This is a genomic window from Aeromonas sp. 603757 (assembly GCF_049171255.1).
Taxonomy (GTDB): domain Bacteria; phylum Pseudomonadota; class Gammaproteobacteria; order Enterobacterales; family Aeromonadaceae; genus Aeromonas; species Aeromonas veronii_A.
The window spans coordinates 379,807-403,918 of the sequence record NZ_JAAKOE010000002.1 but is presented as its reverse complement, the minus strand read 5'-3'; the positions used below and the strand labels follow the sequence as shown (position 1 = coordinate 403,918).

At 60.0% G+C, this 24,112-nt stretch carries 21 protein-coding genes; 12 read left to right on the top strand and 9 right to left on the bottom strand.

Annotation, left to right across the window (positions count from 1 at the left end; genetic code table 11):
• Positions 1-387 precede the first annotated feature (387 nt).
• Both gltB and G5332_RS03615 read left to right on the top strand, forming a co-directional pair.
• Positions 388-4,845, top strand: coding sequence for a glutamate synthase large subunit (gene gltB / locus G5332_RS03620; RefSeq protein ID WP_421311118.1), 4,458 nt, complete (start codon positions 388-390; stop codon positions 4,843-4,845).
• A 12-nt stretch (positions 4,846-4,857) separates the two neighbouring features.
• Positions 4,858-6,273, top strand: a complete 1,416-nt coding sequence (locus tag G5332_RS03615) for an FAD-dependent oxidoreductase (protein WP_005346752.1) — start codon at positions 4,858-4,860, stop codon at positions 6,271-6,273.
• Between the two features lie 134 nt (positions 6,274-6,407).
• Here the strand turns inward: G5332_RS03615 and G5332_RS03610 are convergent, their stop codons facing one another.
• From G5332_RS03610 to G5332_RS03590, 5 genes are all read right to left on the bottom strand, one after another.
• Complete coding sequence (locus G5332_RS03610) at positions 6,408-7,169, bottom strand: amino acid ABC transporter ATP-binding protein (protein ID WP_107682170.1); 762 nt, start codon at positions 7,167-7,169, stop codon at positions 6,408-6,410.
• Complete coding sequence (locus G5332_RS03605; RefSeq protein WP_421231216.1) at positions 7,166-7,822, bottom strand: amino acid ABC transporter permease; 657 nt, start codon at positions 7,820-7,822, stop codon at positions 7,166-7,168. Before G5332_RS03605 ends, G5332_RS03610 begins: the two co-directional genes overlap by 4 nt.
• A gap of 57 nt (positions 7,823-7,879) precedes the next feature.
• Positions 7,880-8,653: an amino acid ABC transporter substrate-binding protein gene (locus tag G5332_RS03600; RefSeq protein WP_263084026.1), complete on the bottom strand. Its 774-nt coding sequence runs from the start codon at positions 8,651-8,653 to the stop codon at positions 7,880-7,882.
• Between the two features lie 270 nt (positions 8,654-8,923).
• Positions 8,924-9,319, bottom strand: coding sequence for a nuclear transport factor 2 family protein (locus G5332_RS03595; RefSeq protein WP_041208475.1), 396 nt, complete (start codon positions 9,317-9,319; stop codon positions 8,924-8,926).
• Between the two features lie 32 nt (positions 9,320-9,351).
• The gene (locus tag G5332_RS03590; protein WP_323071141.1) at positions 9,352-9,978 is read right to left on the bottom strand and encodes an O-methyltransferase; all 627 of its coding nucleotides are present in this window, start codon (positions 9,976-9,978) and stop codon (positions 9,352-9,354) included.
• Between the two features lie 281 nt (positions 9,979-10,259).
• On the opposite strand from G5332_RS03590, the gene G5332_RS03585 reads away from it, so the two are divergent.
• Together G5332_RS03585 and G5332_RS03580 are read left to right on the top strand one after the other, a co-directional pair.
• Positions 10,260-11,555, top strand: coding sequence for a DEAD/DEAH box helicase (locus G5332_RS03585; RefSeq protein ID WP_421171946.1), 1,296 nt, complete (start codon positions 10,260-10,262; stop codon positions 11,553-11,555).
• A gap of 98 nt (positions 11,556-11,653) precedes the next feature.
• Positions 11,654-12,304 carry a DUF2913 family protein gene (locus tag G5332_RS03580; RefSeq protein WP_421171945.1) on the top strand — a complete coding sequence of 217 codons (651 nt, stop codon included), beginning with the start codon at positions 11,654-11,656 and terminating at the stop codon, positions 12,302-12,304.
• Between the two features lie 99 nt (positions 12,305-12,403).
• Here the strand turns inward: G5332_RS03580 and G5332_RS03575 are convergent, their stop codons facing one another.
• From G5332_RS03575 to G5332_RS03565, 3 genes are all read right to left on the bottom strand, one after another.
• A complete protein-coding gene (locus G5332_RS03575; RefSeq protein ID WP_005350974.1) occupies positions 12,404-12,643 on the bottom strand; it encodes a FeoC-like transcriptional regulator in 240 nt (79 codons plus the stop codon).
• Positions 12,640-14,913, bottom strand: a complete 2,274-nt coding sequence (gene feoB, locus G5332_RS03570) for a Fe(2+) transporter permease subunit FeoB (RefSeq protein ID WP_266135580.1) — start codon at positions 14,911-14,913, stop codon at positions 12,640-12,642. Before feoB ends, G5332_RS03575 begins: the two co-directional genes overlap by 4 nt.
• 127 nt (positions 14,914-15,040) lie before the next feature.
• The gene (locus G5332_RS03565) at positions 15,041-15,268 is read right to left on the bottom strand and encodes a FeoA family protein (protein WP_005337384.1); all 228 of its coding nucleotides are present in this window, start codon (positions 15,266-15,268) and stop codon (positions 15,041-15,043) included.
• Positions 15,269-15,387: 119 nt separating this feature from the next.
• Between G5332_RS03565 and G5332_RS03560 the strand changes: the two genes are divergently transcribed.
• The 8 genes from G5332_RS03560 to G5332_RS03525 all read left to right on the top strand — a co-directional run bounded on the left by G5332_RS03560 (position 15,388) and on the right by G5332_RS03525 (position 21,725).
• Positions 15,388-15,717 (top strand): translation initiation factor, encoded by a 330-nt coding sequence (locus tag G5332_RS03560; RefSeq protein ID WP_108612541.1) that lies wholly within the window; start codon positions 15,388-15,390, stop codon positions 15,715-15,717.
• A gap of 259 nt (positions 15,718-15,976) precedes the next feature.
• Positions 15,977-16,534 carry a TMEM165/GDT1 family protein gene (locus tag G5332_RS03555; protein ID WP_005346773.1) on the top strand — a complete coding sequence of 186 codons (558 nt, stop codon included), beginning with the start codon at positions 15,977-15,979 and terminating at the stop codon, positions 16,532-16,534.
• 163 nt (positions 16,535-16,697) lie between these two features.
• Positions 16,698-17,636: a DUF2157 domain-containing protein gene (locus G5332_RS03550; protein WP_064339965.1), complete on the top strand. Its 939-nt coding sequence runs from the start codon at positions 16,698-16,700 to the stop codon at positions 17,634-17,636.
• Complete coding sequence (locus tag G5332_RS03545; RefSeq protein WP_267517439.1) at positions 17,629-18,633, top strand: DUF4401 domain-containing protein; 1,005 nt, start codon at positions 17,629-17,631, stop codon at positions 18,631-18,633. Before G5332_RS03550 ends, G5332_RS03545 begins: the two co-directional genes overlap by 8 nt.
• Complete coding sequence (locus G5332_RS03540) at positions 18,630-19,148, top strand: GDYXXLXY domain-containing protein (protein WP_421311117.1); 519 nt, start codon at positions 18,630-18,632, stop codon at positions 19,146-19,148. Before G5332_RS03545 ends, G5332_RS03540 begins: the two co-directional genes overlap by 4 nt.
• Before the next feature lie 71 nt (positions 19,149-19,219).
• Positions 19,220-19,966, top strand: coding sequence for a substrate-binding periplasmic protein (locus tag G5332_RS03535; RefSeq protein WP_236350882.1), 747 nt, complete (start codon positions 19,220-19,222; stop codon positions 19,964-19,966).
• A 120-nt stretch (positions 19,967-20,086) separates the two neighbouring features.
• A complete protein-coding gene (locus G5332_RS03530; RefSeq protein WP_216953322.1) occupies positions 20,087-20,842 on the top strand; it encodes a substrate-binding periplasmic protein in 756 nt (251 codons plus the stop codon).
• Between the two features lie 127 nt (positions 20,843-20,969).
• On the top strand, positions 20,970-21,725 hold the full coding sequence (locus G5332_RS03525; protein WP_216953321.1) for a substrate-binding periplasmic protein: 756 nt from the start codon (positions 20,970-20,972) through the stop codon (positions 21,723-21,725).
• A 391-nt stretch (positions 21,726-22,116) separates the two neighbouring features.
• Here G5332_RS03525 and G5332_RS03520 read toward each other — a convergent pair whose 3' ends face one another.
• Positions 22,117-24,102 carry an MtrB/PioB family decaheme-associated outer membrane protein gene (locus G5332_RS03520; RefSeq protein WP_421249580.1) on the bottom strand — a complete coding sequence of 662 codons (1,986 nt, stop codon included), beginning with the start codon at positions 24,100-24,102 and terminating at the stop codon, positions 22,117-22,119.
• Positions 24,103-24,112: the final 10 nt, after the last annotated feature.

Here is a 24,112-nt window from a genome sequence, read left to right as displayed (position 1 = left end):
AAAGAGACCCGACAGCACACAATTGCAAGCATGGGATATTGAAAATGTGATCCCTTCCGCTGTCAGCCACATCGGGTTGGTAAAATTACTACATTCGCCCATCGTCGCCGAGCACACCATTGAGCCCGTCAATGACGATATATTTAACCAACAAAATCAAACTATACAGAATAAAAACTACATAACTGCGAGCAAATCCCCCTAACCCGACATTTTGTTATGCGAATGTAACCATGAAGACAAACCTGACCTGCGATTGACCTCGCCAGAAAATCCCATTAGTTTGGAGATTCGCCACGTCAGGCAGACGGAACCACAAGAGCCAATCGCAATTTATGCAGTCAGGTGATGACTGTGCGATACAAGGCCGAGCAAGGGAGAAATGCAATGTCACTATATGATCCAAAGCTGGAGAGGGATAACTGTGGCTTCGGCCTATTGGCCCACATGGAAGGGGAAGCCAGCCACAAGCTTGTCCGTCTCGCGATGTCAGCATTGGCTCGCATGCAGCACCGCGGCGGGATCTCCGCCGATGGCAAGACCGGCGATGGTTGCGGTCTGCTGCTGCAAAAACCGGACAGCTTCTTCAGAGCTGTCGCCGAGGAGAAGGGATGGCACCTTGGCCGCAACTATGCGGTCGGCATGCTGTTTCTCAACCCTGACCCCGTATTGGCCCAGCAGACCCGCGACATCATCGACGAAGAGCTGGAAAAAGAGACCCTGAGTCTGGTCGGCTGGCGCAAGGTGCCCGTCGATACCAACGTACTGGGTACCATCGCCAAAGCCTCCCTGCCCAGCATTGAACAGGTCTTTGTCAACGCCCCGCCCGGCTGGGTCGACAAGGATCTCGAGCGCCGTCTCTATATCGTGCGTCGCCGCATCGAAAAGCGCGTCAACGACGACTACTTCTATGTGGTCAGCCTCTCCAACCTGGTCACCGTCTATAAAGGGCTGTGCATGCCGGTGGACTTGCCGCGCTTCTATCTGGATCTCGCCGACATCCGTATGCAGGCGGCCATCTGCGTCTTCCACCAACGTTTCTCCACCAACACCAGCCCGCGCTGGCCGCTGGCCCAGCCGTTCCGCTATCTGGCCCACAACGGCGAGATCAACACCATCGCCGGTAACCGCCAGTGGGCCAAAGCGCGCAGCTACAAATTTGCGACGCCGCTCATTCCCGATTTGCAGGAAGCGGCTCCCTTCGTCAACACCACCGGCTCTGACTCCTCCAGCCTCGACAACATGCTGGATCTCTTCCTCGCCGGTGGTATGGACCTGTTCCGCGCCATGCGCCTGTTGATCCCGCCTGCATGGCAAAAGCACCCGAACATGGATGACGACCTGCGCGCCTTCTACGACTTCAACTCCATGCACATGGAGCCGTGGGATGGCCCCGCTGGTATCGTCATGACCGATGGCCGCTACGCCACCTGCGCCCTTGACAGAAACGGCCTGCGTCCGGCCCGCTACGTCATCACCAAGGACAAGTTCATCACCCTCGCCTCCGAAGTTGGCACTTGGGACTACACCCCGGACGAAGTGCTGGAGAAGGGCCGGGTCGGCCCGGGCGAGCTGTTCGTGGTGGATACCAGCAACGGCAAGGTGTGGACCAGCTTCGAGATCGATGACGATCTCAAGACCCGCCACACCTACAAGCAGTGGATGGACAAACATTGCCGCCGACTGGTCCCCTTCGAGCAGATGGACGATAGCCAGACCGGTAGCCGCGAATTCTCCGACGACCAACTTAAAACCTATCAGAAGCTGTTTGGCTACTCCTTCGAGGAGCTGGACCAGATCATCCGGGTTCTCGGTGAAAATGGTCAGGAAGCGGTGGGCTCCATGGGGGATGACACCCCGATGGCGGTACTCTCTTCCAGCGCACGCACCCTTTATGACTACTTCCGCCAGATGTTTGCGCAGGTGACCAACCCGCCCATCGATCCGCTGCGGGAGAACCACGTGATGTCGCTCGCCACCTGTATCGGTCGCGAGCAGAACGTCTTCAACGAGACCTTCGGCCACGCCCACCGGGTGCTGTTCCAGTCACCGATCCTGCTCTACTCCGACTTCCACCAGCTGCTGGCTCTGGAAGGGGAGTACTACCGGCACAAGGTGATCAGCCTCAACTTCAAGCCCGAAGAGGGGCTGGAGGCCGCCATCCTGCGCATCTGCGAGGAGGCCAAGACTGCCGCCAGGAGCGGTACCGTGCTGCTGGTGCTGTCGGATCGCGACATCAGCATCGATACCCTGCCGATCCCGGCCGCCATGGCGGTGGGCGCGGTACAGCGCACCCTGGTGGACAACAACCTGCGCTGCGACGCCAACATTCTGGTGGAGACTGCAAGCTGCCGTGACCCGCACCACTTCTCGGTGCTGCTGGGCTTTGGCGCGACCGCCATCTACCCCTATCTCGCTTACGAAACCCTGGCCAAACAGGTTGAAGAGGGCGTGCTCACCATGTCCCTGCGCCAGGCGATGGTCAACTACCGCAACGGCATCAACAAGGGGCTCTACAAGGTGATGTCCAAGATGGGCATCAGCACGGTCGCCAGCTACCGCTGCTCCCAGCTGTTTGAAGCGGTGGGTCTGGCCAAAGCCGTGGTCGAGACCTGTTTCCGTGGCGTATCAAGCCGTATTCAGGGCGCCGACTTTGCCGACATCCAGCAGGATCAGCTCAAGCTCGCCCGTCAGGCCTGGCTGGCCCGCAAGCCTCTTGCCCACGGCGGCCTGCTCAAGTTCGTTCACGGCGGTGAGTACCACACCTACAACCCGGATGTGGTGCAGACCCTGCAAACCGCGGTGCGCTCCGGCAACTATGCCGATTACAAGGAGTACGCCCGCCTGGTGAACGAGCGCCCGGTCTCTACCCTGCGTGACCTGCTGGCCCTGAAGAAGGTCGACAATCCGGTCGCGCTGGATCAGGTTGAGCCGGCCGACAAGCTGTTCCCCCGCTTCGACTCCGCCGCCATGTCCATCGGCGCCCTCGGTCCTGAGGCCCACGAGGCACTGGCTGTCGCCATGAACCGCCTCGGCGGTCAGAGCAATTCCGGCGAAGGTGGCGAAGATCCCAAGCGCTTCGGTACCGAGAAGAACTCCCGCATCAAGCAGGTAGCTTCCGGCCGCTTTGGCGTCACCCCCCACTACCTGATGAACGCCGATGTGGTGCAGATCAAGGTGGCTCAGGGTGCCAAGCCCGGCGAAGGTGGCCAGCTGCCCGGTGACAAGGTCACCGCCCAGATCGCCCAGCTGCGTTATTCCGTGCCCGGCGTGACCCTGATCTCGCCGCCGCCGCACCACGACATCTACTCCATCGAGGATCTGGCCCAGCTCATCTTCGACATCAAGCAGATCAACCCAAGCTGTCTGGTGTCGGTGAAACTGGTCTCCGAGCCTGGCGTCGGCACCATCGCCTGCGGCGTGGCCAAGGCCTATGCCGACTTCATCACCATCTCCGGTTATGACGGTGGCACTGGCGCGAGCCCCCTCACCTCGGTCAAATATGCCGGCTCCCCGTGGGAGCTGGGCCTGGCCGAGACCCAGCAGGCGCTGGTCGCCAACGGTCTGCGCCACAAGGTGCGACTGCAGGTGGATGGCGGCCTCAAGACCGGCCTCGACATCATCAAGGCGGCCATCCTCGGCGCCGAGAGCTTCGGCTTTGGCACCGGCCCCATGGTGGCGCTCGGTTGCAAATACCTGCGTATTTGCCACCTGAACAACTGCGCCACCGGCGTTGCCACTCAGGATGAGAAGCTGCGTCGCGAGCACTTCACCGGCCTGCCGGAGATGGTGATGAACTACTTCAAGTTCATCGCCGAGGAGACCCGCGAGCTGATGGCCCAGCTCGGCGTCACCCAGCTGACCGACCTGATTGGCCGCACCGATCTGCTGGAAGCCCTGCCCGGCCTCACCGCTCGTCAGGCCAAGCTGGATCTCTCCGGCATTCTGGCCCGTCCGGTTGCTCCGGCAGGCTCCAGCCTGTTCAGCCAGCAGCACAACCCCACCTTCGACAAGGGGCCGCTCAACCTCAAGATGGTGGAAGATCTGCTGGAAGCGGTGGAAACCTCAAGCGGCGGCGAGTTCCGCTACGACATTCGCAACACCGACCGCTCGGTGGGTGCGCGCCTCTCGGGTGAGATAGTCAAACGTCACGGCAATCAGGGGATGGCGGCCGATCCGGTCAAGGTGCACTTCAACGGCACCGCAGGCCAGAGCTTCGGCGTCTGGAACGCAGGCGGCCTCGAGATGATCCTCACCGGTGACGCCAACGACTATGTGGGCAAGGGGATGACCGGCGGCAAGCTGGTGATCAAGCCCCATGTCGGCGTGGCGTTCAAATCCCATGAAGCGGCCATCATCGGCAACACCTGCCTCTACGGCGCCACCGGCGGCAAACTCTACGCCGCTGGCACTGCCGGCGAGCGTTTCGCGGTGCGCAACTCCGGCGCCCTGGCGGTGGTCGAGGGAATTGGCGACAACGGTTGTGAATACATGACCGGCGGCATCGTCACCGTACTGGGTCAGACCGGCGTCAACTTTGCGGCGGGCATGACCGGCGGCTTTGCCTACGTGCTCGACGAGTGCGGCAACTTCGCCAAGCGCACTAACCCCGAGCTGGTGGAACTGCTGGACGTGGCGGATCTCGCCATCCATCAGGAGCACCTGCGCGGCATCATCACGGCGCACCTCAATGAGACCGGCAGCTCGCGCGCCGAGGAGATCCTGGCCAACTTCGACTCCTATGTGCCCAAGTTCAGGCTGATCAAACCCAAGTCCAGCGACGTGAAATCGCTGCTGGGTCACACCAGCCGTTCCAGTGCAGAACTCAGAATCCAGGCGCAATAAGGAGGGAACCCTATGAGCCAGAACGTATTTCAGTTTATCGATGTCCAGCGGGTCGACCCGCCCAAGAAGCCGCTCAAGATCCGCAAAATCCAGTTTGTGGAGATCTACGAGTCCTTCAATCAGCCGCAGGTACAGATGCAGGCGGATCGCTGCCTCGAGTGCGGCAACCCCTATTGCGAGTGGAAGTGTCCGGTCCACAACTACATCCCCAACTGGCTGAAACTGGCCAAAGAGGGGCGCATTCTGGAGGCGGTGGAGCTCTCCCACCAGACCAACAGCCTGCCGGAAGTGTGCGGTCGGGTCTGCCCGCAGGATCGCCTCTGCGAGGGCTCCTGTACCCTCAACGATCGCTTCGGTGCGGTGACCATCGGCAATATCGAAAAGTACATCACCGACAAGGCGTTCGAGATGGGCTGGAAGCCCGACCTCTCGAACGTGGTCAAGACCGGCAAGCGGGTCGCCGTTATTGGCGCCGGCCCGGCGGGTCTTGCCTGTGCCGATGTGCTGGCACGCAACGGCGTCACCCCGGTGGTGTTTGACAAATATCCCGAAATTGGCGGCCTGCTCACCTTCGGTATCCCCTCCTTCAAGCTGGAAAAAGAGGTGATGCAGCGTCGCCGCGAGATCTTCCAGGGGATGGGTGTGGAGTTTCGTCTCGAGACCGAAGTGGGCAAGGACATCACCTTCGCCGATCTGCTCGGCGAGTTCGATGCGGTCTTCCTCGGGGTCGGTACCTACAAGTACATGAAGGGTGGCTTTGCCAACGAAGAGGCGCCGGGCGTCTATGACGCCCTGCCCTACCTCATCGCCAACGCCAACCGCTTGCTGGGGTTCGAGAAGGCACAAGCCGACTACATCGACTTCGCCGGCAAGCAGGTGGTGGTGCTGGGCGGTGGCGATACCGCCATGGACTGCGTGCGTACCGCCATCCGTCAGGGAGCCGCCAAGGTGATCTGCGCCTATCGCCGCGACGAGGAGAACATGCCGGGCTCCAAGCGGGAGGTGAAAAACGCCCGCGAGGAGGGGGTTGAGTTCATGTTCAACCTGCAACCGGTAGCGGTCGAGCTGGATGCCAGCGGTCGCACCGTCGGCATCAAAGTAGTGAGCACCGAGCTGGGTGAACCCGATGCCAATGGCCGCCGCAATCCGGTGGTCATCGAGGGCTCAGAGCAGGTGTTGGCCGCCGATGCAGTGGTGATGGCGTTTGGCTTCCAGCCCAACCCCCAGCCCTGGATGGCGGAGTTCGGCATCGAGCTCGACAACCGGGATCGCATCAAGGCCCGCGAGCAGGCGGAGTATGCCTTCCAGACCAGCAACCCCAAGGTGTTCGCCGGTGGCGACGCGGTACGCGGCTCCGATCTGGTGGTGACCGCCATCTACGAAGGGCGCAAAGCGGCCGAAGGGATCATGGACTATCTGGCGGTCTGATCCGACCGGCCAAGACCCTGATGCACTTTCACAATCAGCCCCGCCAATGCGGGGCTCTTCTTTTGAGGCTAGGAATTTAAGGCTCGGTGTTCTCGCTGGCGACTTATCACCTATCGCTCCCGTCCGGGGAGCGGCTAGATGCTCCAGCTCTCCGGCAACCGCTCGGTGAGGGTGGAGATGTACTCGAAGGTACGCGCCCGCTTGGGAGTGGTGAACATCTGGCGTGCACTGCCTGCTTCCACCACCTCACCCGCCTCCAGAAAGATCACCTGCTGCGCTATCTGGGCGGCCAGCCGCAGATCGTGGGTGGCGATTAGCATGGTGGTTCCCTCGCGGGCCAGCTGGCGCAGCACCGTCACCACCTCCTGGGCAAGCTCGGGATCCAGCGCCGAGGTGGGTTCATCACAGAGCAGTACCTTGGGCGATGGCGCCAGCGCCCTCGCAATGGCAACCCGCTGCTGCTGGCCACCGGAGAGGGTGGCAGGCACCGCCTCGGCCTTGTGCCTGAGCCCCACCTTGTCGAGCAGTTGCAAGCCGCGCACCTCCGCTTTCGCTCTTGGCCACTTCAACACGGTCACCAGCCCCTCAATCACGTTTTCCAGCACCGTCATGTGCGGGAACAGTTGGAAATTCTGGAATACCATGCCGGTCTGCTGGCGCAATGCCTGCACGCTCTGGCGAGGCAGATGGTGAGAAAAATCGAGTTCGCTCCCCCCCAACACCAAGTGCCCCGCATCCGGCCGCTCCAGCACATTGACACAGCGCAACAGGGTGCTCTTGCCACTGCCCGAGGGGCCAATCAGGGCGGTCACACTGCCCGCCACCATGGCAAGATCGATCCCCTTGAGCACCCGCTGCCCGCCAAACTGCTTCTCGATACCACGCAACCGGATCATAGGGCGACCTCCCGGGTCTCTTTGTGGGTCAACTTGCGCTCCAGCCGGTCTTGCAAGGTGGAGAGCACCGAGCTAAACAGCAGGTAGATGATGGCCGTCTCTATGTAAAGGATCAGCGGCTCATAGGTGACAGAGGCGAGCCGCTGGGCCGCCTGAAACAGCTCAGGCACGGTCACTGCCGCCGCCAACGAGGTGTCCTTCACCAGCGAAATAAAGGTGTTGGAAAGCGGTGGCACCGCAATGCGCGCCGCCTGCGGCAGGATCACCCGCCACATCACCTGGGGCCAGTTCATGCCAATCGAATAGGCCGCCTCCCACTGCCCTTTCGGGATCGCCGCCAGAGTGGCACGGATGATCTCAGAGCTGTAGGCGCCGATGTTGAGGGTGAACCCGATCACCGCGGCGGTGAAGGCATCCAGCACAATGCCAGCACTCGGCAAGCCATAGAAAATCAGAAAGAGCTGCACCAGCAGCGGCGTACCACGAATAAGCCAGACATAAAAACGAACCAGTGCCACCAATGGTGTCGGGCCATATAATCTGGCCAGCGCCACCAGCAAGCCGAGCAATATTCCCAAGACAAAGGTGATCAGGGTCAGTGGCACGGTAAAAATAAGCCCCGCTCTAAGCAGGGGCCAAAAAGAGTCGATCATTAACTGCAACCAGGCTGGCACGTTAATTACCTCGCTAGTTATTATTTTCCGGCAATATTATTGCGAGACATCAGTACCAAAATACTTAAGAGATATTTTCTGGTAGCTACCATCCTGTTTGGCAGTGCGCAGTGCCTGATTGATAGCGGCCAGCAATTCCGGCTGTCCCTTGGCGAGCAACACTGCCGATTGATCCCCCTTCGCCTCGGTCGCCGCCACCCTCAATTTGGCATCCGGTTTCTGTTTCTTGAAGTCGAGGAACGAGAGGCTGTCATTGATGGTGGCATCCACTCGCCCGGTCAGCACCAGCTGTAGTGACTGGTTGAAGCCCTCGGTGGCGACCACCTCGGCGCCCGAGGATTTCGCCAGCTGAGCAAAGTTGCTAGTCAGGGACTGGGATGATTTCTTACCCTTCAGATCCGCAAAGCTGTTGATGCTGTGATTATCGCTGTGCACCACGATCACCGCTTTGGAGGTGATGTAGGGATCTGAAAAATCATACTTTTTCAGCCGCTCCGGGGTGATGGCCACTTCGTTGAGCACCAGATCGTAGCGCTTGGCATCCACCCCGGCGATGAGACCATCCCACTTGCCTTCGACAAACTCCGGCTTCACCCCAAGGCCTTTTGCAATCAGCTCGCCAATCTCCACATCAAAGCCGACCAGCTTGCCGCTCTTGTCGTGATAGGTGAACGGAGGATAAGCCCCTTCGGTACCAATCTTGATCACGCCACTATGCTGAATCGCCGCAAGGGAGGATTGTGCCTCGGCAGAAGTCACCAAGGTCAACGGAAGGGATGCCAGTAAAAAGAGAGTGTGCCACTTGTTCATATTATTTACCTCGTTATATTTTTATTTCCCATGAGTCGCCAACGACAACCATATTAATGAAACCGTCTCTTGCATGGATGATGCAAATATCTAAAAACTCAGATGTATGCCTTGCAAATATCGAGCTGGCTTAGGCAAAACATATCGCGCCATATCCCATGTCCAAACCATGAAATATGGTGATATTTAGCGAAATAATGGATAACGAGGGTGGGATGGCTTGAACATGGCAAACACCGCCAGCCATCAGAGTGACCGGCGGCGCTCTTTTTAGACGAGTTCTGGCGTGCGGGTTAGCTTGCTCACCCAGGGACGGCGCCAGGCGGGGGCCTCATACTGTTCCGGCCAATATTCGGTCTGCTGCACAATGCGATCGCCCTCGACCCGATGAAAGGTGATGGCCCGGGCATGCACGACCCCATCGGTGATCTGCACTTCGCTCACCACCTCGTCTCCTTGTGCCAGCAGGCGGACTATGGTGAAACTCCACGGCCCGGCGGCCGGATAACGGCGATTGATCTCGACAAAGTTGCAGCGCCCGAGGATCCGCTCCCCCGATTGCGGCCAGTCACAGACAAACTCATCCCCCAGCCATCGCGCCGCTCTGGCAAAATCATTGCTCTGCATTGCCTGCCAGTAAGCTTCCACCACTGCCACCGGTTTCATCACTGCCACCTCCCTCTTCATGTTCAGGTTGCTCACACTCTCACCACCAGCCACTCCCCCTTGCCCACCGGCACCAGCGAGGTGACAAAACGGGGATCCTGCGCCACTTCAGCCATCCATTCCGCCAGCTCCTCCCGATGAGAGATGGCATTATCGACCACCAGCAAGCCGCGCGGGGGCAAGAGACGCTGCAACTGCGGCCACCACACCCGGTATTGCCGGCGATCGGAATCAAGAAAGATGAGCGGGAAGCCCGCCGATGGCAGGGTGGGCAACAGCGCTCCCGCCTCCCCGGCCAGCTGGGTGATCCGCCCGGCAAGACCGGCTTGTTCGAAATTGGCCTGCGCCAGTGCCCGCTTGCTCTCATCCCGTTCGATGGTCGTGACATGACCATCGAGCCGGGCCACCGCCTCGGCCAGCCAGAGGGTGGAGTAACCGTTGGAGGTGCCGATCTCGAGCACCGCCTGCGCCCCGCGGGTCTGCACCAAAACCGCCAGCAACTCGCCGGTATCGCGGGTAATGTTGAGCATCTTGTCGGCGCGATCCGTCTGCGCCAGGTCGTGCTGCTCGCCAAACTGCTCCAGCGCCTGCTTCAGACGCTCAAGGGGGGTATTGGCCCTCGCCGTCTGCAGTGGCAAACCGCGCTCGCACCCGGTCATCGCCCTCTCCTTTCATGACTATCAATAGCCACTATCCTTACGGCTGGCATTTTTGGAGTCAAATGGCGGCGACCAAAACCTTGCGCCGGTTAAAAAAACCGATAAAAAACTCTGGCCAATTGAGGCAGAATTTGCTGCGCCTATCTGTTACACTTCGCGCCCGCCATTTTCAGGCTGCGCTGATGCTTTATCAGGGTCGGCCACCAGTGGCAATCCGCGACCGTTCGCCCATGCCGGCTTGTCAAGCCGAACACAATCCAGTTGGATCACAGGAAACCGATATGAGATTTGAAGCATTCGATTTTGCCCCCGAGATTTTGCGCGCAGTCTCGGAGTGCGGTTATCAGGAGATGACCCCTGTGCAGCAACAGGCGATCCCGGCCATTCGCCGTGGCCGCGATGTGCTGGCCAGCGCCCAGACCGGTACCGGCAAGACCGCCGCCTTCGCCCTGCCCATCTTGCAGCGTCTGGTAGACAATCCGGCGCCGGTCCAGCCTTCCAACGCCCGGGTGCTGATCCTGACCCCGACCCGCGAGCTGGCGGCTCAGGTGGCGAGCAACATCAATGACTTCGCCAAGTATCTCGATGTCACCACCATCACCATCGTCGGCGGTGGCAAGCAGGACGTGCAGGCCAAGAAGCTCAAAGCGGGCGCTCACATCATTGTGGCCACCCCGGGCCGTCTACTGGAGCACCTCACCGCCTGCAACCTCAGCCTCTCCACCGTGGAGTGTCTGGTGATGGATGAAGCAGATCGCATCCTCGACATGGGCTTCAGTGCCGATGTGCAGAAGATCCTGCAAGCGGTCAACAAGACCCGTCAAAACCTGCTCTTCTCCGCCACCTTCTCCGACGCGGTGAAGAAGCTGGCCAACCTGATGCTGGACAGACCGCAGATCGTCAGCGTCAACAAGCAGAACTCCACCGCCGACACCGTCAGCCACACCGTCTATCCGGTCGAGCAGAAGCGCAAGCGCGAGCTGCTCTCCGAGCTGATTGGCAAGCAGAACTGGCAGCAGGTGCTGGTGTTCGCCAGTACCCGCGAGAGCTGTGATGTGCTGGTCGAGGAGCTGAACCTCGACGGCATCAAGTCCGCCGTTGTCCATGGCGAGAAGGCCCAGGGCAACCGTCGCCGCGCCCTGCGCGAATTCATGGAAGGCAAGGTACGGGTACTGGTCGCCACCGAGGTGGCAGCCCGTGGTCTGGACATTCCGGATCTGGAGTACGTGGTCAACTATGATCTGCCGTTCCTGGCGGAAGATTACGTGCACCGCATCGGCCGTACCGGTCGTGCCGGCAAGCGCGGCATGGCCATCTCCTTCGTCAGCCGTGAAGAGGAGCGTACCCTGCTGGAGATCGAGGCCCTGATCGGCCAGAAGATCCGCCGCATCATGGTACCGGGCTATGAGGTGAGCAGCCGTGACGAGCTGATCAAACAGCTGCAGGAGCGTCGCCGCTTCGGCAAGCGTCCGCAGCGTGAAGATAACGCCGTGGCCCAGGTGATGGCCGAAGCCAAGCTGCAGGGTCAGCGCCTCAAGCGTCTGGCCGCCGCCAAGAAGCCCCGCCAGCCGAAATAAGGCGGACAGTTGCTCTATTGAACCGCAAAGGCGCCACTGGCGCCTTTGCCATCTCTGTCATCGGTGTTGACCCCTGGTGGTCAACTCAAGGATTGCTTATGACCTCTCCGACCTACAATCAGGCCCTGCTCGAGATGGCCACCCAGAGCCTGGCCGAACTGGCCCGCACCGCCGAGCAAAAGGCGGGCAAGCGCACTCCGGCGCAAGAGAGCCACTTTCTCTGCACCTGGATGGCCGACTCCCTCAAGGAGAAGCGCTTCTCCCGTCTGGTGATGGAAGATTTGAAAGCTTGGGTGCAGCTTGGCCGCACGCTGGGTGCGGGCGCCGATCTCAAGGGATTGCTGGAGCGCATCGCCTTCCAATACCAGTGCGCCATGACCAATCCGCAGCAATTGGGAGCCAAGCTGGCGGCCCTGCTGGAGGATCTGACGGCGGCAGGCTGGCTGGTGCTGACCGAGAGCGAGGTGAACGCCAAGCTGCGCCTGCAATCGGGCGGTCAAGCGAGTCTGGTGGTAAGCCATAGCGAATATGAAGGCCATATCGAGGACGGTGAGCTTGTCAAACCCCTCACCCTCTATGTGCGCGGTGATGAGCAGGTGCTGGCCGAGGCGGCCTTCAAGCACGGCCTGCTGCTGAGCCAGGGCAACAAGAAGACCACCCTGGTCAAACACCACAAAGCCTACCGGCTGATGCCGAACAACGCCCAACCGGCGCTGGCACTGCTGAGCGAGGCTCGCCAGAGCGCCTGATCCCGCCAGTGTGCAGCAATAAAAACGGCAGACCCTCATTTAAAGCAGGGCCTGCCGTTTTTTATTGTTCGATGTTTGGTGATGAGGTTGGGTAGTCGTTTAGCGGATCTTGATGCCAATCTGGCCCGCGTCACACCACTCGAACATCACCTCCTCGCTCTTGCCGCAGCAACTGCCACCACAGACCCGACTCTCGCGCTTGATGACCCGCCCCTTGCGCATCCAGACGCCGAGCATGGCCTCCACCGCATCTTCCGAGGTGTGGAAGTGGCGAGCCAGATCACGCCGGCTCACCTTCTGCTGCGCGGCGAGGTAATCCCCCAGCTCGCGCAGGATCATAAGGTCACCACCTTGCGGGCGACGATGTCACCGTGACGGCGACCGGCCCACCAGAGCAGTACCAGAGAGAGGCCATAGCTGACGATCCAGAACAGGCTCTGCTCCGGATGAGCGGCGAAGGTGGCCACCTGATAGAAGAGGGTCGCGCACATAAAGGCCATATAGTTGCACCAGGCCGCGGTAAAGAGGGCCCACTGGCGACCGGTTTCCCGCACCAGGGCACCCATGGCGGCGGCGCAAGGCATGTAGAGCAGCACGAACAAGAGGTAGGCAAAGGCACCAGCCGCCCCATCGAAGTGGGTCTGCATGTTGCCGTAGGTGGAGACATCCACTTCCTGCGCCTCGGCGGCAGCTTTCTGGTCGTCGAGGTTGCCAACATCAAGCCCCATAGGGTCGCTCGGGTTGATCTCCGCCAGATTGGCTGCCACGGCATCGATCGCCTCATGGAAGCTGGCCACCAGCGAGAACTCGCTCGCCTCCTCTTCATCTGCGCCACCACCGGCGTAGAGGCTGTTGAGGGTACCGACCACCGCCTCTTTGGCGAAGATACCGGTGACGATACCGACCGTAGCCTGCCAGTTGTCATCGCGCACACCGATGGGGTGCAGCACCGGGGTCACCGCTTGGCTGATCTTGCTAAGGACCGAGCTCTCCTGCTCCTGATGGCCAAAGCTGCCATCGGTACCCAGGGAGTTAAGCACGCTCAGCACGGCAACCACCAGCACGATGGTTTTACCGGCGCCAAAGACGAAGGATTTGAGCTTCTGCCAGGTCTTGATGGCAACGTTGACCGGACGCGGCCACTCGTAATCCGGCATCTCCATCACCATGGAGTCGCTCTTGCCCGGCAGCAGGGTATTGCGCAGCAGCAGGCCAGTGAGCACCGCCACCAGAATACCGATGAGGTAGAGACCGAACACCAGGTTCTGGCCTGATTCAGGGAAGAAGGCCACCGCAAACAGGGCGTAAACCGGCAGACGGGCACCGCACGACATGAAGGGGGCCATGGCGGAGGTCATCAGCCGCTCCCGCTCGGAGTTGAGGGTACGGGTCGCCATCACCGAGGGGACGGTACAGCCAAAGCCCATCAGCATCGGCACGAACGCCTTGCCCGGCAGGCCGAGGCGGCGCATCAGGGCATCCACCACGAAGGCGGCGCGGGCCAGATAGCCGGAGCTCTCCAGTACCGCGAGGAACAGATAGAGGCAACCAATCACCGGAATAAAGGTGGCCACGGTCTGCAAACCAACCCCGAAGCCGTCAGCCAGAATGGCGCCCAACCATTCGGGGGCATTGATCAGCCCCAGCAGGTGGTGCACCCCATCGACAAACAGGGCGCCGCCCATGATGTCGAAGAAGTCGATAAAGGCGCTGCCCACCTTGATGGCGAACATGAACATCAGGTACATGACAAACAGGAAGAAGGGGATGCCAATCCAGCGATTGAGCAGCACCCGATCCAGCCACTCACTCTGGGCCTCGGTGAGCTTGCCCTTCTGCTGGCGAGCCTGTTGTACCCACTGGTGGATATGGCCGTAGCGGATATCTGCCAGTTGCAGGTCGATATCCTGCCCTTGATGAGCGCGAGCTACCACATTGGCGGCGGCCGCCTGCTGACCGGGCAGCAGGGTCTCCTGCATCACCGCATCCTCTTCCAGCAGGCGCAGGGCGCGGCCACGGGTAGTGAGGTGATGCGGGGCGAGCAGGGTCTCCAGCTCCGCCAGATCGGTTTCAAGCTCTTGGCCGTAATCGAGTTGCAAGGCTGCTTGCGGCTGACCGATAAACTGCCGGATCTGCTGCTTGAAGGCGGCAACCTGCTTGCTGTTGTGGGCAGAGAGGGCCACTACAGGGCAACCGAGGGATTTGCCGAGCTTGCTATCGTCGATGACGATGCGGCGCTTTTGCAGGATATCCAGCTTGTTGAGCACCACCACCATGGGCAGGCCCAGTTCGCGCAGTTGCAGCGTGAGGTAGAGGGAGCGCTCCAGATTGGCGGCGTCGATGACGTTGAGCAGCAGGTCGGGTTGTTGGCCCTGGGCAAAGCGGCTGGCGATCTGCTCGTCCAGACTGCCATCCTGACCCGCCAGGCTATAGATGCCGGGCAGATCCATCAGCTTGAAGTGATGCTCACCCGCGCTGAACTCACCCATCTTCTTGTCGACGGTGACGCCACTCCAGTTGCCTACCTGCTGGCGGGCGCCGGTCAGGGCGTTGAACAGGGAGGTCTTGCCGCTATTGGGGTTACCTACCGTTACCAGGGAATAATTCATACCAGCTCTACCTCTATTTTCTTCTGAACCCGCCGCGCGTGTGGCAAGCCGCTTTGCAGGTTCGACTTCTTGTCTCTGAACCGCTCCCGGTGACGTTTCTTGGCCGGAGCGGCAGCCGAGCAGGGGGTTATACCGGCTCGACTTCTATTTGCTGGGCCAGACTCTTTTGCATGGAGAGACAGATCCCCTGGCACTGGATCTGGAGCGGGTCCCCCAGGGGGGCGGAGCGCAGATAGATGACTTCAGTCTGGGGCAACAGGCCCATCACCATCAGTTTGCGGCGCAGCGGCCGGGCGAGCTGATTCATATTCTTGATGCGAGCACTCTGTCCCGGTGACAACTGCGTGAGTACCATGACTGACTCCTGAAGTTAAACAATAATAATTCGCTTTTACTTGGGGCATTATAAGCTGTGTCTTCAACTTTTATTTGAGTAAAATCAAACTCCGCTTAGCTAACCCATAAAGTATTGCCATGAGTCACGACAACAACAGCCGCCTCGTTTACAGCACAGATGGCGGCATGATCAAGGAGCAGAGCGCTCCCCAATCCGCCTCCCCCTTCCCCACCGACGGCACAGTGCGCATTCGCCGCGAGACCAAGGGGCGCAAGGGTGCAGGGGTGATCACCATTCATGGCATACCCGCCGATCAGCAAAAATCCCTGGCCACCCTGCTCAAGAAAAAGTGCGGCACCGGAGGCGGTATCAAGGAGGGAGTGATCGAGATCCAGGGGGATAAACGGGACCTGATCAAAACCGAGCTGGAGAAAGCCGGTTTCAGCGTCAAGCTGGTGGGTGGCTGATCCCCTTGTCACTCATGCGGTTTTTCCCTAGAATGCCCGCTCCCATCGAGGGGGAGTAGTCTCGCACGCCGGTGCCATCCATTGCATGAATACCGGTTTGCGACCCTGATCAACATACTTGGTGCCAAATCACCATGGTCAGGGTGATCCATGCAAGTCATGGATTTGACAAGACCTTTGACGGGCCAGTGCCAATACCGGGGACGGATGGCGCAGGCTTGTCTTTGGTTTATAACAATTCCGTCCCCCGGTCATTTTTATGGAAGCCTTGTTAACCTCAACCCTCAGCGTCGCTATTGCCGAAATCGGCGATAAAACCCAGCTGTTGGCGTTGCTGCTCATCTGCCGTTTTCGCAAGCCCTGGCCCATCATCGCCGGCATGCTGGCGGCTACCTTGCTCAACCATGCGGGCGCTGCCTGGATTGGCGAGTTCATCAGCCGCTGGCTCGATCCCAAGATAATGACCTGGCTGGTCGCCATCGCCTTTATCGCCATGGCTATCTGGATTTTGGTGCCAGACAAGATGGATGACGAGGAGAGCCCGCTGGATAAATACGGCCCCTTTATGGCCACCTTCGTGCTCTTCTTTATTGCCGAGATTGGCGACAAGACCCAGATCGCCACCGTGCTGCTGGCCGCCAAATATGACTCGCTGGTGCAGGTCATTACCGGGACCACCCTCGGCATGATGCTGGCCAACGTGCCTGTGGTGCTGATCGGCAAGCTGGGGGCGGACAAGCTGCCGCTCAAGGGGATCCGCATCGCCTGCGCCATTCTCTTCGTCGGCCTTGGGGTGAGCACTCTGATCTTTGCCTGATGGCCCGTATCCGATGACCAAGCCCTCCCCTGTGGAGGGCTTTTTTGTTTACTGGTGTCTATTGCGTAACCCGCTGTCGCAACCACCAGCCGCAGAGCCAAGGGGCAGTGCACGGTTGCGGGTGCCTCATGCCATAATGGGGCAAACCTCGCGGAGTCCCCCCATGCACAACGTATCAAGAGAGACGCTTCTCGAATGGGTCAAACAGGGACGGCTGGCGCCAGAGAAGCTGGCGGACGCCCTGACCCTCGCCGATCTTCCCCCCCATCCGGCGCGCTGGCAGTGGCTTTTTGACCGGCTGTTGCTCTGGCTCGGTGCCCTCTGCATCGGGGCTGGCCTCATCTTCTTTGTCGCCTTCAACTGGCAAGAGCTGGGCCGGGTCTCCCGCCTTGCGCTGCTGGAGGCGCCGCTGCTCGCCATGCTGCTTCTGCTGTGGCGCAAACCGCTGGGGGATACCCCCCGTCAAGCGCTGCTGCTGGCTATCGCCCTCAATATCGGCGCCCTGCTGGCGCTGGTGGGTCAAACCTACCAGACCGGCGCCGATCCCTGGCAGCTGTTCGCCACCTGGGCGCTGATGCTGGTGCCGCTGGCGGTATTTGGCCAAAGCCCCCTGCTCTGGACCTTAAGCTGGCTGCTCGGCCAGCTGGCGCTGGTGCTCTACTGGCGGCTCGGTTTGTTCACCTTCTTCTTTACCTTCGATGAAGAGGGATTGGGCTGGTGCCTTACCCTGCTCAACGCTGCCCTCTGGGCTCTGCTTCTGCTGGCACCTGCCCGCTGGCGCCTGATGCCAAGCTGGCTGGCGGGTCTGGCCGCGGGTCTGGGGGCCACCCTGCTCACCCTGCTGGCGCTGTTTGATGCCGCCTCCCCGCTGGTGTGGCCGCTCTGGCTTGGCTGGCTGGCCGCGGCCTATGCCCTTTGGCATCACAGATTTATCGCCGGACTCGCCATGGGGTGCCTCAGCCTGATTGCCGTCATCCTCGCGGCGCTGGGCAAGTGGATGGAGCCCGACATCAACGGCTTCTTGCTGCTGAGCCTGATTGCCATCGGCCTTTCTGTCACCGCCGCCCGCTGGCTGCAACAACAACGGAGGTCTCATGAGTGATCTGACCCTTTGGCAAGCACTGCAACAGGCCAATCTGGTGGAGGGGGATCAGCCCCGTGATACCCAGCCCCACTGGTCGAGCCGCTTTCTGCTCGGGCTGGTGGGCTGGATTGCCGCCCTCTTCCTGCTCTTTTTCCTGTTTCTCACCTTCGAGCAGCTGACCCGCGAAGCCAATAGCGCCCTGCTGCTGGGGGCCGTGCTGCTTGCGGGGGCCTACGCCCTCAATCGCAGCCAAAGCGGCGATCTCTGGGATCAGTTCGTGCTGGCCCTCACCCTGGCGGCCGATGCCTGGCTGCTCTATGGCCTGCTCGATCAGCTGGACCTTCATCACGCCCTGCTCTGGTTTGGGTTGTGCCTGCTATCCCTTGCCATCGCCGTGCTGTTCGATCACTGGCTGGTGCGGCTGTTTCACAGCGTGGCGGCGGCCCTGCTGCTCACCCTTGGTCTCGCCTGCCTCGGGCTGCAACTGCTGGCGCTGCCGCTGGTGATGGCGGCCATCACCTTCTGCTGGCTGCGGGCAGATAGGGATCCAGAGCGTCACCAGCTCTACCACTCCATCACGTTGGGGCTCGCCCTCTCCCTGCTGGTGCTGGGCCGTCTGCACCACCCATTGTGGGATGGCGGCAGCAGCGTGCTGGACGAACTGGGGCTGTCCCGCCTGCCGCTCTGGCTCAATCCGCTGATCTGCGCCGCCCTGCTGCTGGCGGTGATGGTGAAGCTGAGGCTCCCCCTGCTGTTTGGCCTGCCACTGGTGCTGATCAGCGCCATCATCCCCGGCATGGGGGCGGGCGCACTGGTACTGATCCTCGGATTTTATGCCGGCAGTCTGGGGCTGATGACCCTCTCGGCCCTGCTGCTGCTCGGCTATGGCTCGCTCTATTACTACGATCTGGGGCTCACCCTGATGACCAAATCCTGGCTGTTGCTGGGCTCCGGCATCCTGCTGCTGGGGGCCCGCCAGCTGCTCACCACCTTCGCGGCAAGGAGCGACTCATGAAACCTGTCACCCGACAACTCGCCCTGTTGCTGAGCGGCCTCGCCATTCTGGCGGGCATCAATGCCACCGTCTGGCGCTATGAGCACGCCATGAGCAGCGGCGAAGTGGTGCTGCTGCGGCTCGCTCCGGTCGATCCCCGCTCCCTGATGCAGGGGGATTACATGCGGCTCAACTATGAAATTGCCCGCGAGCTGACCAGCCGCGACACCCGTACGGCTCAAAACAAGGGCAGCGATACCCTGGTGATCCGCCTCGATGCCCATCAGGTGGCCACTCTGGTGGCCGATGGCAAACCGGATCGGCTCACCAGCGATGAGCGGCTATTGCAGGTGCACCAGAGCGAGCGGCAGTGGCAGATTGGCCCCGATGCCTACTTCTTTGAAGAGGGCACGGGAGAGCAGTACGAGGCAGCCCGCTACGGCGAGTTCCGGCTGCAAGCGGATGGCAAGACCCTGCTGGTGGGGCTGCGGGATGAGGCCTACCAGCCCATCGGGCAGATCCGCGCCCGCTGGTAACGGCAGTGAGTGGCTATTTACTCTGTTCATGGTCACACTCAAGGGAAGGTTGATCGCTAAGGATGTTCCCAATGAGGATATGGCTGATCTGTCATCTGTTGCTGCTCTGCTGGGCCTCGACGGCCCGGGCTGATCTGGGCAAGCTCGAGTACCTCACCGAAGAGTACCCCCCCTACAACTACAGCGATCCGCAAGGCCAGCCCACCGGCCTTGCGGTCGATCTGCTGCAGATGATCTGGCAACACAGCGGAGTGACACCCCAGCCGGTGCGCATCCTGCCCTGGGCGCGAGGTTATTACTTGCTAACCCAGAAGCCCAACGTGGTGCTCTTCTCCACCGCCCGCACCCAGGCGCGGGAGGATCTCTTCAAGTGGGTCTGCCCCATCGGCTACTCGGAGTACATACTGCTGGGCCGCAAAGCGCAGAACATCACCCTGACCGCCTTCGAACAGATGAGCCAATACAAGATCAGCGCGGTGCGCTCGGATGCCGCCGAGCAACTGCTGCTCAACAACGGCATGGATGACAACAACATCATCCCGGCCAACCGCCTGTCGCAGGGATTGAAGATGCTGCTCTCCGGCCGCGCCGACCTGCTCGCCACCAGCAAGCTGGCGGGATATGACGCCATCCGCGAACTGAAGCTCAATAGCGACGACTTCAATGTGGCCATGGTGCTGAGCGCCGAGCAGCTCTGCTACGCCTTCAGCCGTCAGGTGCCCGACAGCGAGATCACCCTCTTTCAGCAGGGCCTGACCCGCGCCCTCGCCTCGGAAGAGTTTCGCAAATTGCAGGCCAAATACCTGCCGGTGCGCTGACTCTCGGCTGCGGCTGGGATGGTCCCTCAGTCGCACTATGGTTGCCCTCAAGGAGCTGGCTATTGCGAACTCGAGCCGTCACACTGTTTGGCATTGTCGATATAGTGAAGGATCTCTTCCATGCGGAAATGGCATCTCTCCCACATCCTACTCCTTCTGTGGGCCAGCTTTGCCCGTGCAGATCTGGACAAGCTCGAATACTGCACCGAAATCTCCCCGCCTTTTAACTTCAGTGACGCAGAGGGTCAGCCCACCGGCCTTGCCGTCGAACTGCTGCAGATGATCTGGCAATATAGTGACCTTTCCCCCCAACCAATACGCATTCTGCCGTGGGCCCGCGGCTACAAAGAACTAAGCAGCAAGCACAATGTGGTGCTGTTTGCCACCGCACGGACACCCGAACGGGAAGCGCTTTTCAAGTGGGCCTGCCCCATCGACAACTCGGACTTTGTGCTTCTTGGCCGCGCAGCTGACAAGCTGACCCTTGTCTCTGCCGAACAAATGAAACAATACAAGATTGCGGTGGTGCGCTCGACCGTATCGAGTCAGCTGTTGCAGGAGCGGGGTCTGGATGAAAGCAACCTTGTCGAGGCAAACCGTCTCAGCCAGGCGGCCAAAATGCTCGCCTCGGGCCGTACCCATCTCTTTGCTACCAACAAGCTGGTCGGCTATCAAACCCTCAAGGACCTCAACATGGATCTGAATGACTTCAATGTGGCCTTTGTGCTCGACAGCAAGCCACTCTGCTATGCCTTTAGCCGTCAGGTGCCAGACAGGGATATAAGCCGCTTTCAACAAGCTCTGGATCGTGCCCGGGCCTCCCCTCAATTTTCGCAACTGCAAGCCAAATACCTGCCACTGCGCCAGTCTCTCTGACCCTCGCAACACAGCACAACATGCCGGCGGCCTCCTGCACTTTTTGCCAAACTGCAAACCCGCCTTGGCGAAATCATCCGGCTTGGTCACAATTGAGCATAGGTATTCCCTTGAGCAGGATAGAGAAATGAAACCATGGATCGGGTTGGCCACACTGCTTGTTACCTCCTTTGCCAACGCCAGCCCCGAGCTGGCCAAGCTTCACTACATTACCGAAGAGTACAAACCCTACAACTACGCCGATGCAAGTGGCGCCCCCACCGGCCTCGCGGTCGAACTGCTGCAACTGGTATGGAAAAAGACCAATACCCCAGCGCAGCCCATCACCATCATGCCTTGGGCGCGCGGTTACTACCTGCTGACCCAAAAGCCCAATGCGGTACTCTTCTCCACCGCCCGCACCCAGGCGCGGGATCCTCTGTTCAAATGGGCCTGTCCCATTGGTTACGCCGAAATCGTGCTGGTAGGGTTGGCCGAGCGCAATATCACCATCACCAAGCTCGATGATGCCAAAGCATTCAATATCGGGGCGGTACGGGCTGATGTGGGAGAACAGTTGCTACTCAACAACGGCTTTGACGAGACCAAGCTGATGGCAGCCAATCGGCTGGCACAAGCGCTGAAGATGCTCACCTCAGGTCGGATCGATCTGGTCTCCACCAACAAAACCACCATGGAACAGCTGATCGTGGAGCAAAAACTCGACCCCGCCCGCTTCAAGGAGCAGTGGGTACTTAGCTCGGAGCAGTTCTGCTTCGCCTTCAGCCATCCGGTAAGCGACGAACTGGTCAAAGAGTTCCAGACCGGCTTGACCCAGGTGCTGGCGAGTAGTGAATACCCGCTGCTGCACAGCAAATACTTCCCTGCCCCCGCCGCCAAATAGCGGCGCAGCGAAAAGCGCCAACAACAAGGGGCCCGCTGCGGGCCCCTTCGCTTTTTACCATTTGCTCTCACCTGGCCACGTACCAGCACAGCAGCAGCCACCTTGTGAAGGGCGATAAGCTGTTCGATATCGAGCCCCACGACGGCGCCATTCACACCCGCCACTTGTCGCCCACCATCACCCGATCGGCCCGTTCGGCGCCACACAAGATCAGCGGCCTAACGTCGCAGTGCCGCCATGCAACCCAGCTGCTGGGAAGATCTGAAATATAGAAAATCAATTAGATAGCAACATGCCTCGCGGCATCCAGGCATCAATTGCTATCCGCATTCGGGTGTCTGTGCCGGGCATGAAAAAGGGGAGCCAGGCTCCCCTTGTGGCACTTGCGGCGTTAGAACTTGTAGAGCCAGGAGATAGCGGTGAAGTAACCGTTATAGTTCTGGTTAACATGACCCATGCTGTACTCCTCACCGGTGTAGAGGTAGTCCACATCGTGGTAGAACTCGTAGCGCATATCCCAGCGCAGTGACTGCTTCTCGTCGAGCTGATAGAGGGCATAGCCTTCCAGACGGTGTTGCTTGCTGGTCAGGTCGGGGTAGTCATAACCCTTGCTGGCATCTGTCTGGCCACGGCCATAGGAGAAGCTGTAATCCACCCCCAGTTCCAGCGCCAAATCAAACGCCTTCTTCTGGCTTAGACCCACTCCCAGAGTAGTGATTTGGTCACGAACCCGGGTCGAATAGGGATCCCAGTCCGGGGCACCGGTGTAAGCATGGTTCTGGCTTGAGGTGATCCACTGTACATTGCTGAATAGATGGCCACTGAGATTCTCATCAAACTGCTGGTTAAGGGTCAGATCGATACCATAGTCCTCCCCTTCACTGAGTCCGATGTCAGGCTCCGGATAGTTTGCCCGTGCCCACCACCCTTCCAGCGAGGAGCTTAACTGCTCGCTGAAGGCATACTGCAGATCGCCACGCAGCTCGAACCTGTCACGATTGGCCAGATAGAACTGACGCAAGGTCGGGCTGACATTGGTATTGTTATTCTTCCACTCAGAGCCATCCCGGGTGCTCCAGGAGAGTTTCCCCCCCAGTTGCAGATCACCCACCGGGCGATAGCGACTCTTGAGGAACAATGTCTGCTCATCCGTCTTGCGACGATCCGCGTACTCCCGTTCATCGGCACGATACTGGTAACCCCCGGTTACCTTGACCGATCGACTAAGGCGGTAATCCGCTTCCAGATTGGCTTTACTGTGAGAACGATCCCCCGGCTGCCGTTGTTTGCCAATAACAACCTGCTTGTCCGAGTTGTCCTGCCGATCCCGGTATTCGCCCCCGGCCCGCAGAGTCAAATCCCGGCCAAAACGCCCCACCCATTTGGCATTGGTCTGGATGGTATCGATCTCACCGTGGAAATCGCTCTGGGTGATCGGCACCTGCCGGAAGGCGGCTAGATTGCCATCCGACGTTGTTCGGCTGCTGAGAATGCGACCGCTCAGACTCTGCCGGTTCCAGTTGTACTGGCCGGATAAACTGACCTGATGGAAGCTGTTGTCGGGTTCGTAAGCCCGCTCATTGGCATAGGGGTCGCTGGCCGAACCGAAATAGAATGCGGTCTCCTCGTTGCGATAGAGTGAGCCGTTGTAGGCCAGATCAACCAGCCAGCCTTCACCCAGGTAGCTGATGCCACTCTTGACCAGGGTGGTACTGCTGCCATCGACCAGCTTGGGTACAAAGCCCGGCATGCTGCCTATCCCCGGGATGCTGGACTGATAAGTGGCCAGCGTTGCCTCTTTTTTCTCATAAGAGAAATCGGCATAAGGGCGCCATGGGCTCTTGGGGGTATAGGCAAGCCCCATAGTCAGCTTCTTGCGGACCACCTCCTTGTCAAATTCGGCCAGCGCACCAGCCGCCATAGGCACATCGTCAGAGCGATAGACACTCTTGCCATGGCTGTTCCAGTAAAAGGGGGTTTCGGAGTAGCCAATTTTGGCGCGCGCGCCATCATAGAACCCTTGCTCCAGTGACATGCTGAAACGGCGCATTCCAAGATCCCTGGCCTCGAGTGCGCCATAACGGGATCCCTCTCCCCGATACTGCAGGTCAGCGTTAAAGATCCCCTGCATGCCGGTATCGTTGGCGGCGGGCACCCAGTTGCGAAAACGGGTCGCGCCATCATCGTTGATGTAGCCTGTCCCCAGCCCCACCTCACCAAACCAGCCACTCTCGCTTTCACAGGATGCGCAGCGCCAGCGCGCGGTTTTGGCCTCCCTGGCCGATTGCAGAGAGTAATCCTCGACAGCCAGCGGCTCCTCGGTGGCATGGGCCGAGAAGATGGTCAGCAAGGAGAGCCAAAGTGTTGAATGTTTCATGACTTCTCTC